Origin of the sequence: Streptomyces durmitorensis (assembly GCF_023498005.1) — a bacterium.
Lineage (GTDB): Bacteria > Actinomycetota > Actinomycetes > Streptomycetales > Streptomycetaceae > Streptomyces > Streptomyces durmitorensis.
In genome coordinates this window covers 9,120,834-9,133,456 of sequence record NZ_CP097289.1, presented here as the reverse complement: position 1 = coordinate 9,133,456, position 12,623 = coordinate 9,120,834, and the positions used below count along the sequence as shown (strand labels likewise).

Annotated in this window: 11 protein-coding genes; 4 read left to right on the top strand and 7 right to left on the bottom strand. The window is 69.6% G+C overall.

Annotated features, from left to right (window positions below; genetic code table 11):
- Positions 1–43: 43 nt before the first annotated feature.
- Both M4V62_RS40395 and M4V62_RS40390 read left to right on the top strand, forming a co-directional pair.
- Positions 44–2,557, top strand: a complete 2,514-nt coding sequence (locus M4V62_RS40395) for a DEAD/DEAH box helicase (protein ID WP_249592165.1) — start codon at positions 44–46, stop codon at positions 2,555–2,557.
- A gap of 40 nt (positions 2,558–2,597) precedes the next feature.
- Complete coding sequence (locus M4V62_RS40390; protein ID WP_249592164.1) at positions 2,598–3,503, top strand: acyl-CoA thioesterase; 906 nt, start codon at positions 2,598–2,600, stop codon at positions 3,501–3,503.
- A gap of 10 nt (positions 3,504–3,513) precedes the next feature.
- Here the strand turns inward: M4V62_RS40390 and M4V62_RS40385 are convergent, their stop codons facing one another.
- Positions 3,514–5,778 (bottom strand): MMPL family transporter, encoded by a 2,265-nt coding sequence (locus M4V62_RS40385; protein WP_249592163.1) that lies wholly within the window; start codon positions 5,776–5,778, stop codon positions 3,514–3,516.
- Between the two features lie 233 nt (positions 5,779–6,011).
- Here M4V62_RS40385 and M4V62_RS40380 point away from each other — a divergent pair, with 233 nt between their 5' ends.
- The gene (locus tag M4V62_RS40380) at positions 6,012–6,509 is read left to right on the top strand and encodes a tetratricopeptide repeat protein (RefSeq protein WP_249593204.1); all 498 of its coding nucleotides are present in this window, start codon (positions 6,012–6,014) and stop codon (positions 6,507–6,509) included.
- 36 nt (positions 6,510–6,545) lie between these two features.
- Here M4V62_RS40380 and M4V62_RS40375 read toward each other — a convergent pair whose 3' ends face one another.
- Together M4V62_RS40375 and M4V62_RS40370 are read right to left on the bottom strand one after the other, a co-directional pair.
- Positions 6,546–7,547, bottom strand: coding sequence for a DUF6397 family protein (locus M4V62_RS40375; RefSeq protein ID WP_249592162.1), 1,002 nt, complete (start codon positions 7,545–7,547; stop codon positions 6,546–6,548).
- A gap of 109 nt (positions 7,548–7,656) precedes the next feature.
- A complete protein-coding gene (locus M4V62_RS40370; RefSeq protein ID WP_249592161.1) occupies positions 7,657–8,070 on the bottom strand; it encodes a roadblock/LC7 domain-containing protein in 414 nt (137 codons plus the stop codon).
- 93 nt (positions 8,071–8,163) lie between these two features.
- Here M4V62_RS40370 and M4V62_RS40365 point away from each other — a divergent pair, with 93 nt between their 5' ends.
- Complete coding sequence (locus M4V62_RS40365) at positions 8,164–8,592, top strand: PPOX class F420-dependent oxidoreductase (RefSeq protein ID WP_249592160.1); 429 nt, start codon at positions 8,164–8,166, stop codon at positions 8,590–8,592.
- 24 nt (positions 8,593–8,616) lie between these two features.
- On the opposite strand, the gene M4V62_RS40360 is transcribed toward M4V62_RS40365, so the two are convergent.
- From M4V62_RS40360 to M4V62_RS40345, 4 genes are read right to left on the bottom strand one after another with little or no spacing between them, the layout of a single operon-like run.
- Positions 8,617–9,222, bottom strand: a complete 606-nt coding sequence (locus M4V62_RS40360; RefSeq protein ID WP_249592159.1) for a GTP-binding protein — start codon at positions 9,220–9,222, stop codon at positions 8,617–8,619.
- Positions 9,203–9,616, bottom strand: a complete 414-nt coding sequence (locus M4V62_RS40355) for a DUF742 domain-containing protein (RefSeq protein WP_249592158.1) — start codon at positions 9,614–9,616, stop codon at positions 9,203–9,205. Before M4V62_RS40355 ends, M4V62_RS40360 begins: the two co-directional genes overlap by 20 nt.
- A gap of 19 nt (positions 9,617–9,635) precedes the next feature.
- A complete protein-coding gene (locus M4V62_RS40350; RefSeq protein WP_249592157.1) occupies positions 9,636–10,070 on the bottom strand; it encodes a roadblock/LC7 domain-containing protein in 435 nt (144 codons plus the stop codon).
- Positions 10,067–12,616: a sensor histidine kinase gene (locus M4V62_RS40345; protein WP_249592156.1), complete on the bottom strand. Its 2,550-nt coding sequence runs from the start codon at positions 12,614–12,616 to the stop codon at positions 10,067–10,069. The genes M4V62_RS40350 and M4V62_RS40345 overlap by 4 nt, the downstream gene beginning before the upstream one ends.
- Positions 12,617–12,623 lie beyond the last annotated feature (7 nt).

Sequence of the window (12,623 nt, the reverse complement as noted above, 5' to 3'; positions counted from 1 at the left end):
CGCCGGTTCCCTCATCGGGTGAGAAGGAAGGCAAGATGGGGGTGTGACACTTATTGATCAGCTGCCGCCGGATGCCGACCCCGATGCTCTCTTCGAAGCCTTCTCCTCGTGGGCCGAGGGTCAGGGGATCACTCTCTATCCGGCTCAGGAGGAGGCGCTGATCGAGGTGGTCTCCGGAGCCAACGTGATCTTGTCCACGCCGACCGGCTCCGGAAAGAGCCTGGTCGCGGCGGGTGCACACTTCACGGCGCTGGCCCAGGACAAGGTCACCTTCTACACCGCGCCGATCAAGGCGCTGGTGTCGGAGAAGTTCTTCGACCTGTGCAAGCTCTTCGGCACCGAGAACGTCGGCATGCTGACCGGCGACGCGTCCGTGAACTCCGACGCGCCCGTCATCTGCTGCACGGCCGAGGTCCTCGCGTCCATCGCGCTGCGGGACGGCAAGCACGCCGACATCGGCCAGGTCGTGATGGACGAGTTCCACTTCTACGCGGAGGGGGACCGCGGCTGGGCCTGGCAGATCCCGATCCTCGAACTGCCGCAGGCGCAGTTCATCCTCATGTCCGCGACGCTCGGCGACGTCTCGATGTTCGAGAAGGATCTGACGCGCCGCACGGGACGCCCCACCTCGGTGGTCCGCTCCGCGACACGCCCGGTCCCCCTCTCGTACGAGTACCGCCTGACGCCCATCACGGAGACCCTCACCGAGCTCCTGGAGACCAAGCAGGCGCCGGTCTACATCGTCCACTTCACGCAGGCACAGGCCGTCGAGCGCGCGCAGTCGCTGATGAGCATCAACATGTGCACCCGTGAGGAGAAGGACAAGATCGCCGACCTGATCGGCAGCTTCCGCTTCACCACCAAGTTCGGCCGCAACCTCTCGCGGTACGTACGCCACGGAATCGGCGTGCACCACGCGGGCATGCTGCCCAAGTACCGGCGACTCGTCGAGAAGCTGGCGCAGGCCGGTCTCCTGAAGGTCATCTGCGGCACGGACACCCTCGGCGTCGGCGTCAACGTCCCGATTCGCACGGTGCTGTTCACCGCCCTCACCAAGTACGACGGCACGCGCGTGCGGACGCTGCGCGCCCGGGAGTTCCACCAGATCGCGGGCCGCGCGGGCCGGGCCGGCTTCGACACGGCGGGCCTCGTCGTGGCGCAGGCGCCCGAACACGTCATCGAGAACGAGAAGGCCCTCAACAAGGCGGGCGACGACCCGAAGAAGCGCCGCAAGGTGGTGCGCAAGAAGGCGCCCGAGGGCTTCGTGGGGTGGACCGAGTCCGGCTTCGAGAAGCTCATCTCCTCCGAGCCCGAGCCGCTGACCTCCCGCTTCCGCGTCACACACACCATGCTCCTCGCGGTGATCGCCCGTCCGGGCAATGCGTTCGAGGCGATGCGTCACCTCCTCGAGGACAACCACGAGCCGCGCAAGCAGCAGCTGCGGCACATCCGCCGCGCCATCGCCATCTACCGTTCGCTGCTCGACGGCGGCGTGGTGGAGAAGCTCGACGAGCCGGACGCCTCGGGCCGCATCGTGCGTCTGACGGTCGACCTCCAGCAGAACTTCGCGCTCAACCAGCCGCTGTCGACGTTCGCCCTCGCCGCCTTCGACCTGCTCGACCAGGAATCCCCGTCGTACGCCCTCGACATGGTGTCCGTCGTCGAGTCCACCCTCGACGACCCGCGCCAGATCCTCGCCGCCCAGCAGAACAAGGCGCGTGGCGAGGCCGTGGCCCTGATGAAGGCGGACGGCGTCGAGTACGAGGACCGCATGGAGCGGCTCCAGGACGTCACGTACCCCAAGCCGCTGGAGGAGCTCCTCTTCCACGCGTACAACACCTACAGGACGAGCCACCCGTGGGTCGGTGACCACCCGCTCTCCCCCAAGTCCGTGATCCGTGACATGTACGAACGGGCGCTGACCTTCACGGAGTTCACGTCCTTCTACGAACTCGCCCGCACCGAGGGCATCGTCCTGCGCTACCTCGCGAGCGCGTACAAGGCTCTTGAGCACACCATCCCGGACGACCTGAAGTCCGAGGACCTCGAAGACCTCATCGCCTGGCTCGGCGAGATGGTCCGCCAGGTCGACTCCAGCCTCCTCGACGAGTGGGAGCAGCTCGCCAACCCCGAGGTCATGACCGCCGAAGAAGCCCAGGAGCGCGCCGACCAGGTCAAGCCGGTCACCGCCAACTCCCGCGCCTTCCGCGTCCTGGTCCGCAACGCGCTCTTCCGCCGCGTCGAGCTCGCCGCCCTCGACCACGTCGAGGAGCTGGGCGAACTGGACGCCGATTCCGGCTGGGACGCGGACGCCTGGGGCGCGGCCATGGACAAGTACTGGGACGAGTACGACGATCTCGGCACCGGTCCCGACGCCCGCGGCCCCAAGCTGTTGCTCATCGAGGAGGACCCGGAGCACGGTCTGTGGCGCGTCCGGCAGACGTTCGCCGACCCGAACGGCGACCATGACTGGGGCATCAGCGCTGAGGTCGATCTCGCGGCCTCCGACGAGGAAGGCCGCGCCGTCGTCCGGGTCACCGACGTCGGCCAGCTCTGACCGCACCGAGCTTCCCCCGGACAGGAGTCGAGGAACCGTCATGAACAACCCCGCCGACCGTCTTGTCGATCTGCTGGACCTGGAGCAGATCGAGCTCAACATCTTCCGTGGCCGCAGCCCGCAGGAGTCCCTGCAGCGGGTGTTCGGCGGGCAGGTCGCCGGGCAGGCCCTGGTGGCCGCCGGTCGCACCACCGAGGGCGAGCGCCCGGTGCACTCGCTGCACGCGTACTTCCTGCGGCCGGGCCGTCCGGGCGTGCCGATCGTGTACCAGGTCGAACGGGTGCGGGACGGGCGCTCCTTCACCACACGCCGTGTCACCGCGGTCCAGCAGGGACGCACCATCTTCAATCTCACCGCTTCCTTCCATCAGCCCGAGGAGGGCGCTTTCGAGCACCAGCTGCCGCCGCGCATCACGGCTCCCGACCCCGAGACGCTGCCGACGGTCGCCCAGGAGATCACCGAGCATCTGGGCGAGCTCCCCGAGCAGCTGGAGCGCATGGCCCGACGCCAGCCCTTCGACATCCGCTACGTGGACCGGCTGCGCTGGACCCCCGAGGAGATCAAGGACGCCGAGCCGCGCAGCGCGGTCTGGATGCGTGCGGTCGGCCCGCTCGGCGACGACCCCCTCGTCCACACCTGCGCGCTGACGTACGCGAGCGACATGACGCTCCTGGACGCCGTCCGCATCCCGGTGGAACCGCTGTGGGGCCCCCGAGGCTTCGACATGGCCTCGCTGGACCACGCCATGTGGTTCCACCGCCCGTTCCGCGCGGACGAGTGGTTCCTGTACGACCAGGAGTCCCCGATCGCGACGGGTGGCCGCGGTCTCGCGCGCGGCCGTATCTACGACATCGAGGGCAGGCTGCTGGTCTCGGTCGTACAGGAAGGGCTCTTCCGTCCCTACGGGGAGCGGCACATGGACGGCCGCCCCTCGACGGGTTCGTAGGGCGGTCGCGTCAGCCCGGCTTCTTGCCCGCTTCCATGGTCTGGCTCTCGCCCTCGGCGTCGATGTGCGGGAGCAGCCGGTCCATCCAACGAGGCGCCCACCAGGCGGCTTTGCCGAGGAGCGTCATGACCGCGGGCACCAGCAACAGGCGGACCACGGTGGCGTCGATGAGCACACTGGCCGCGAGGCCGAGCCCCAGCATCTTCACCACGATGTTGTCGCTGATGATGAACGCGGCGAAGACACTCACCATGATCAACGCGGCACAGGTGATGACCCGTGCGGTGATCTCCAGGGCGTGGGCGACGCTCGCCTTGGCGTCCCGGGTGCGCATCCACGCCTCGTGGACCCGGGACAGCAGAAAGATCTCGTAGTCCATGCTCAGTCCGAAGACGATCGCGAACATCATCATCGGTACGTAGCTCTCGATCGGGACCTTCCCCGAGACCCCGAGCGCCGGCCCGCCCCATCCCCACTGGAAGACGGCCACGACCACCCCGTACGAGGCCGCGATCGACAGCACGTTGAGCACGGCGGCCTTGACCGCGACGAGCAGCCCTCGGAACACGACAAGGATGACGAGGAAGGCCAGGGCCACGACCACCGCGATGATCAGCGGCAGTTTCTTGGAGACGATCTCCAGGAAGTCGGCCTGTGCGGCGGTCGTCCCCGTGACGTACGTACTCGCCTTCGTCCCGGACACCGCCTGCGGCAGCACGTCGTCGCTCAGGTGCTCGTGCAGGTCGGTGGTCCGCCCGTCCTGGGGAGCGGCCACGGAGTACGCCGTGGAGATCAGGACGTCGCCGTCCGACGTGGCCTTGAGCGGAGTGATCACGGCCGCGTCGGGTACGCCGGTGAGGGCCTTCTGCGCCTGGGTCGCCAGTGCGGATCTGTCCGACTGCGGCACGTCGGTCTGGTCGATGACGAGGGTCATCGGACCGTTCGAACCGGGTCCGAAGGCCGAGGACATCAGGTCGAAGGCGCGCCGGTCGGTGAAGGACTTCGGGTCCGCCCCGTCGCCGATGTGCCCGAGCTGGATGAAGAAGACGGGGACCGACAGGACGGCGAGCACGGCGGCGCCGCCGATGAGGAACCACCAGGGCCGTCGCTCCACGCGCTGCGCGTAGCGGTGCCAGCCTCCCTTGGATGCCTCACCTGTCGCGGTGTTCGTCTCGGCGATCGGGGCCCGCACCCGGAGCTTGTCGATCCGCCGCCCGATCAGGCCAAGGAGCGCCGGGACCAGTGTCAGCGCGCCGAGCACCGCCGTGACGACGGTGACCGCGGCGGCCAGGCCCAGCTTGCCGATGAACGAGATCCCGGAGACCCACAGGCCGGACAGAGCGATGATCACTGTGCACCCGGAGACCAGTACCGCCCGTCCGCTGGTCGCCGTCGCATGCCCCGCCGCCGTGAACGGATCCTGGCCCAGGAGATTCTGACGGTGTCGGGTGACCAGGAAGAGGGCGTAGTCGATCCCGACGCCGAGCCCGATCATCGTGGCCAGCGTCGGCGAGACCGTGGCGAAGGTGAACGCGGCCGCCAGCAGGCCCAGGCAGGCCAGGCCGCACAACACGCTGACCAGCGCCGTCACCAGAGGCAGCAGCGCCGCGAGCACGCTGCCGAATCCGATGAGGAGCACCACGATCGCCACACCGAATCCGATGGCCTCGCTCGTCCGGTCGTCCGGCTCCGGCCTGGCCAGCTCGCCCAGCGGGCCTCCGTACTCCACCTCCACACCGGCGGAACGCAACGGCTGCACCGCCTTGTCGACGCCGTCCAGATAGTCGTCGCCGAGGGTGGAGGGCTGCACGTCGAAGCGGACGGTGATGTAGCCCGTCTTTCCGTCGGAGGACAGCGGCCCGACGTTCGGGGTGCCCGCGGGCTGCTGCTGCGCGGGGAGCGGGCTCTGCGCGGACAGCACGTGAGGAAGCTTCTGCAGGCTGCTGACAGCCGAGCCGACCTGGTCACTCTCGTCGCTGAGGGGCTTGTCCGAGTCGTGCAGCACGACCTGGGCGCTGTAACCGCCGGCCGCGGGTTCGTGTGCCTTGAGGACGTCCAGGCCCGCCTGCGACTGGGTGCCGGGCAGGGAGAAGTCGTCCGAGTACTCACCGCCGTAGGCATGGTTCAGAACCTGCAGCCCGACCAGAGCGGCCAGCCACACCACGATGACGATCACGCAGTGACGGGCGCACCACTGCCCGATGCGCCGGAGCCGGCCTCGCTGTGGCGCCGAGCCGCCCGGCCGTGGGTCACGCGGCCCATGTGACACAGACATGCTTGCTCCCGTAGGCATAGGTCACTTCGGATTCAACGCAACGGCAGCGCTCTCGGCACCCGGGGGCGGGGAAACGGGTGACGTTCCCGCGCGCGCCGTACAGTCCTGAAAAGGAATTAGCCTGCTGACAGCGACGGCACGGAACGTGCGCGATGGACGGACAGGACATCGGTGCCTCCGATCGCCTGGGGTGAGGCAGAGGAAGGGATGGGGCATTGACCAGGGACGAGGACATGACGGGGGACCGCGACCGCCTGCTCGCCGAGGCCGTTCGGCTGCGCGAGGACGGTCGCCGCGAGGAGGCACGGCAGCGACTGCTGGCCCTGTGCGAGCAGTTCCCGCAGGACCCGGATGTGGCGTACCAGACCGCGTGGGTGCACGACGCACTCGGTCTTGAGGCCGAGGCGGTGCCGCACTACGTACGCGCGGTCGAGGGTCCAGGCCTAGCTCCCGATGACCGCCGGGGGGCGCTCCTGGGCCTGGGCAGCACTTACCGCGTCCTTGGCCGCTATCCCGAAGCCGTCGTGACCTTGGGTGACGCGGTGTCCGAATTCCCCGACGACGCCGCCCTCAAGACCTTTCTGGCCATGGCCCTCTACAACACCGGCCGGACACACGCCGCGATGGAGCTCCTCCTGACCGTGCTCGCCGCCACCAGCCAGGACCCGGGCATCGTCGGCTACCGGCCCGCGATCGAGTACTACGCCAAGGATCTCGACGCCACCACGTAACGGCGCCGCCCGCGGGCCGCCCCCGCGGCCGTCTCGCTACGCTCCCCTGCGGCGCATCCACTTGAGGAGGCCTCGTGGCTCCTGCGCCCGCCCTCTCGTCTCTTGCTCGGGCAGTGCGGTGGGTGGTGCCTCGTGATCCGGCCCGAGGTCAGGGCTTGGCTCAGCATCGAGCTCTGCCCGGGACCGGGGGCCGGAAGCGGACTCCTGGTCCGGTGCCGGCACGGGAGCAGGCTTTGACTCGGGCCGTGGTGCCGGGCGCTCCCCTCGGGCCTGGGAGAGGCCGATGGTCAGGTTCGCCCGCAGCCAGCGGATCTCGTCCGGGTCGTCCGCGGTCGTGATCTTCTGGATGATCCGTCCCGCCGGTGTATCCGGCGCTCCCTGACCGCCGAAGGGGTCGGGCATGAGCCTGCGCACATAGGCGCGTTCGTACGGATCCTTGATGATTTCCGCGATCTGGACCGGGTCGAGCAGCGAGGCCACGGCGGCGGCCCGCTCCCAGGGATCGTCGGACTGCCGCAGCAGCGCTCCCGCGTGGCGGCCCCGCCAGTTCCGCGCCCGCAGGTCGACGCCTGCCTCCAGTTGGGCGCGGATCGTGCCAGGGGCCCGGCCGGTGAGGAGGCCGGAGTTGACCTCGGCCTCGGCGAACTGCCTCAGTTCCTCGGCCAGATACAGCCAGACGACGGCTCGATACCTGTTCAGATAGAACTTCACCGGCGTGACGAAGCCCGCACGGGTGAGCCGAGTGAACCGAGCCGTGGAGATGTCCATCAGAGCCGCACCCTCCGTGGTCCCCACGGCTCTGATGCGCTCCACCCATGCCTCGGGAAAGCCCTCCCCGGCACGGACACGCTCGATCTCCTCGCGTGTGACGCGGCGCCGTCCACCGGCCGTGTCGCTGACGGTGCGGATGCGCCCCAGCATCACGGCGAGCTCGAACTCGCCGCGTTTCAGACCCAGTTCCCGTGCCGCGCGGCTCTGCGTGACCGATGTCCGTGCTGCCGCGTCAGCGGCTTCTTGCGTGATCGTGTGACCTGTCATGGTGGTTCTCCCCCGTGAGGCGTCTTTGCTCTCGGGAAAACCGTAGCGCGATCACCGCGACCCGCGCCGAGCCTGTGGATAACTCTCGCCGCGTCGACGTTTCAGCTGGTCAGAGGTCTACCACGGGTGTCCGCTCCGGCTGCCGGGCGCCCACGCCGAGATGCTCGCCGACACGATTGACGAGGAGTGTCATCTCGTACGCGACCTGACCGATGTCCGCCTCCGCGGAGCTGAGGACGCACAGGCAACTGCCATCGCCTGCCGCGGTGACGAACAGCACCGCGTCGTCGAACTCGATCATCGTCTGGCGCACGTTGCCGGCCCGGAAGTGCCGCCCTGATCCCTTGGCCAGGCTGTGCAGACCGGATGAGACCGCGGCCAGATGTTCCGCGTCTTCCCGCTTCAGCTCGGAGCTCGCTCCGGTCACCAGGCCGTCGTTGGACAGCACCAGCGCGTGCCGTACGGGCTCCATGCGCTCGGTCAAGTCGTCGAGCAGCCAACCGAGCCCCGTGTTCTGCACCATGTTCCCGTCTCCCCGCCTTCTGTTCCCCCTGGCCGGAGGAACTGACCTGCCAGCCTTCCCCACCATCGGCGCCTCGGCAAGCATGATGAGGACATGGCACAGAAGATGACCGAGGACCAGTGGCGGGCTTTCGTCTCGCAGGGCACCCGTACCGGCAAGCTGTCGACCGTCCGGGCGGACGGCAGCCCACATATCGCACCGATCTGGTTCCTGTTGGACGGGGACGAGTTGGTGTTCAACACCGGGGCGGAGACCGTCAAGGGGCGGAATCTGGCGCGGGACGGGCGCGTCGCCCTGTGCGTGGACGACGACAGGCCTCCGTTCGCGTTCGTGGTCCTGCAAGGGCAGGCCCGGCTGATCGACGATCTCGACGAGGTACGGCACTGGGCCGGCCGGCTCGGCGCCCGCTACATGGGCGAAAGCCGCGCCGAGGAGTTCGGTGAGCGCAACGGCGTGCCCGGTGAACTCCTCGTGCGCGTCAAGATCGACAAGGTGGTCGCACGCGGCGGCGTCGCCGACTGACGCCTGAGCCCACGCTCCGGCGTCTCAGCCCACCGTGTCGAGCAGCCGGGCGGTATGCATCCGCCCGGCGTACTCGACCAGGCGTATCAGCACCTCCTTTCCCGAATCGCGATCCCGTGCGTCGCACAGCACCACGGGGGTGCCGCGGTCGAGGTCCAGGGCCCGTGACACCTCGTGCGCACCGTACGTACGCGCGGTCGCGAAGCAGTTGACCGCGACCACGAACGGAATGTGCCGATGCTCGAAGTAGTCGACGGCGGGGAAGCAGTCCTCGAGCCGTCGGGTGTCCGCGAGGACAACGGCACCGAGCGCGCCCTGGGACAACTCGTCCCACAGGAACCAGAAACGGTCCTGCCCGGGTGTACCGAAGAGGTACAGCGACAGGCCCGACCTGATGGTGATGCGGCCGAAGTCCATGGCGACGGTCGTCGTGGTCTTGCGGTCGACTCCGCCGGTGTCGTCCACCGACTGGCCCGCCTCGCTGAGCAGTTCCTCGGTGCGCAGCGGGCGGATCTCGCTGACCGCGCCGACCAGGGTGGTCTTGCCCACCCCGAAACCGCCCGCGACCAGAATCTTCAACGCCATGGCGGTCGTGTCGTCGCCGCCGGCATCAGAGCGCTCGGAGCCCATCGATCACCTCTCGCAGGATCTTCTCGTCGGGCAGCTGTGCGGGTGGCACGGGTCGGCTCACCTTCACGCAGCCCATTTCCAGCAGGTCGCCGAGCAGCACTCTGACCACGCCCACGGGCAGATCGGCGTCGGCCGCAAGTTCGGCGACCGACTGGGTCTCGGTGCGGCACAGTTCGATGAGCGACCGGTGTTCCGGCCCGAGCGCGGTGTCGTCCCCGGGGCCCGGGGCGTTCTGATCCAGCGTGACGAGCGCGATCAGATCGAAGCGCGCTCCGCCGGGGCCCGGTTGGGTCCGTCCGCCCGTCATCGCGTAGGGGCGGACCAGTGGTCCGGCCTCCTGGTCGTACCACTGGCTGCCCGCGTCGCGCGGGACGCCGCTCCTGTCCTCGGTCATCTGCGTCGACCGCCCTGTCTCATCCGACGGCCGGCGGCTGCGCCGCGAAGCGCGGGGGCGTGTAGAGATGCTCGCCCACCCGCTTGACCAGGCGTGCCATCTCGTAGGCGACCAGACCGATGTCGGCCGTCACGGAGCTGAGTACGGCGAGACAGGAGCCGTCACCCGCCGCTGCCACGAACAGGAACGCGTCGTCCATCTCGACCATGGTCTGGCGCACTCCCCCGGCCCCGAAGTGCCGCCCCGCGCCCTTGGCGAGGCTGTGGAATCCGGAGGCGACAGCGGCGAGGTGCTCGGCGTCCTCACGGCTGAGAGCGGTCGATGCGCCGACGGCGAGCCCGTCGTTCGAGAGCACCACGGCGTGCCGTACCTCGCCGACGCGCAGTACCAAGTCATCCAGCAGCCAGTCGAGTTCGCCGGACCTGTCGGCGGTTCTGCTCTGATCCTGGATCATGCGTGGTCTCCTTCGGTGCTGTCACTGGCCGGTGCGGGCCCCGGTATGTCGGGGACGGCGCCGACGATGCCGGGCCGGCGACCGCCGCCGCGGGTCCAGCCGTCGCGGTAGGCGGCCATGCGGTCCCGTACCTGTTCGGGGCTGCGTTCGGTGTCTTCGCGGACGCTCACGGATCCGGCGACGTCGTCCGGGGGGCGCTCGCGCAGTTGGGGGGCCAGGCTGGCCTGACGCACGCGGCGCGGGAGGTCGTCCGAGGGCTCGGGGGCGCTGTCGGGTTCCGCGTCCGGTGGCTTGTGCAGGCGCAGTGCGGTGACGCCTGGGGGCGTGGTCACCGGTGTCTCCGTGGACGGGGCCAGTGCGGGGCGGGCGGCCGGGGCAGGCACGGAGTTGCCGTTCATCGGTGCGGGATCGGGCACGCGCGCGTGTCCGTCCTGGGTGCGGTCACGTTCCATGGTGTGTGCTCCGGGGCTCTCCGGTGTGGTGCTCTGCAGCAGTGCGGTGGGCAGGAGGACGACCGCGGTGGTACCGCCGTAGGGGGACGTACGGAGGTGCACTTTGACTCCGTTTCGCGCGGCGAGCCGGCTGACGACGAAGAGCCCCAGTTGGTCGCTGTCGAACAGGTCGAGCGTTTCGGACTGCTCGATGCGGTGGTTGGCATCGGCCAGGGTTTCCGTTCCCATGCCGAGGCCGCGGTCCTCGATCTCCAGGGCGTAGCCGTTGCCGACCGGTTCGCCGTTGACCCGCACCTTGGTGTGGGGCGGCGAGAACTGGGCGGCGTTCTCGACGAGTTCGGCCAAGAGGTGGGTCAGGTCGGCGACAGCCGTGCCGACGACCGCGGCGGCGGGGAGTTGTCGCACCTCCACGCGCGCGTAGTCCTCGACTTCGGAGACGGCCGCTCGGACGACGTTCGTCAGGGAGACGGGCATGCGCCAGGCACGCCCCGGAGCGGCTCCGGAGAGGATGATCAGGCTCTCGGCGTGCCGCCTCATCCTGGTGGTGAGGTGGTCGAGCCGGAAGAGGTCGCTCAGTTCGTTCGGGTCGTCCGACCTGCGCTCCATGCTGTCGAGGAGGCTGAGCTGGCGGTGGACGAGGACCTGACTCCTGCGGGCGAGGTTGACGAAGACGCCTGAGATGCCGCTGGCGAGCTCGGCGCGCTCGATGGCGGCGCGCAGGGCCGCCCGGTGCACCGTGCCGAGCGCTTCGTAGACCTGCCCCGTCTCGTCCTCCGCGGGCGGGCCGGGTGGAGCTTCGGCGTGAATGTCGATCTCCTCGCCGGAGCGCAGCTTCCGCATGGCGTCCGGGAGTTTGTGGCGGGCGATCTCCAGCGCGCCGTTGCGCAGGCTCACGAGCTCGACGACAAGACCGCGCCCGATGCGGACGGAGATGACCAGTGAGGCGGTGACGGCCAGGAGCCCGAGGAGCACGGCGGCGCCTGCCGGTGTGAGCAACCCGCGGGTGAACGGGTCGGCCCGGTCGGCGGCGCTGCGGCTCGCACCCACGTCGATCGCGCGGAGTTCGTCCCGCACCTCGGCGTGGGCGCTGTCCCACTCGGCGGCCGGCGCCGCGGCTGCTGCCTTGCGGCCCGGAGGTGCGACGAGCACCTTGTCCTCGACGGCGCGCACGTCGGCGTACGCGCTCCCCTCCACGAGGTCCTGCCAGCCTGCTCGTTCGGGTCCGCGCAGATCCGCCACCGCCGCGTCGGTCAGGGTCCGCCGGGTCTCGACGGCACCGGTGAACTGACGCAGTCGTTCCCCGTCCAGGGAGCCGTCGAGCCGGGCGCTGGACAGGACGACGTCCTCGCGCGCCAGCATCTCGGCGGCTCGGGAGAATTCGAGCAGCACGCGCGCGTGGGAGCCGAGTTCGGCTTCCTGGATGCCGGTGAGTGCGCCGCCGACTCCGAAGGCTGCCGAAATGGTCTTGGTGTACTGGCCGTAGGTCGCGTCCCAGGCCGTGCGGCGGTCGAGCACGTCGGACCGCACCGTGCTCAGACCTTCTGCCTGGGAGACGAACGTTTCGAGCCTGGACTCCACGCCGGTGGGCAGGTCGGCGCCATCGGCGACGGTCTGGCCCTCGCCACGACGCAGCTTCGCCACCGCGCGGTCCGTGCGTCCCGCCTGCCGTTCGAGTTCGCTGCCGCGGTCGGGCGCCGGCTTGGTCGCGTAGCGCACGGCCGCCGCGCGCTCGGCCTGCAGCGCCGTGATGGCTGTGTCGACGGGTCCGCGCACCTGGGCGTCGACGCGCTGCAACTGCCGCAGGTGTGCCATGTCCTGGGCCGTGCTGACCGTGGCGTATCCCCACAGTGCGAGCAGGGAGACGACCGGCACCATCAGGAGGCACACGATCTTGGCTCGTACGGTGCGAGGACGCGGCCACCACGAGCGTCCGCGCGCGGGGGTCTTCGGCGGTGCGGGCTCCGAAGGGGCTTTTGCGTCGGGCCGTTCGTCGGCGGGCGGTCCCGCGTGTGCGCGGCGACCACGTGCCGGGGCCCCGGGATTCGGCGGCACAGTGCCGCCGGCCGGGTCGGGGGTCCTACGGGGTGTACGCATGGCCTCC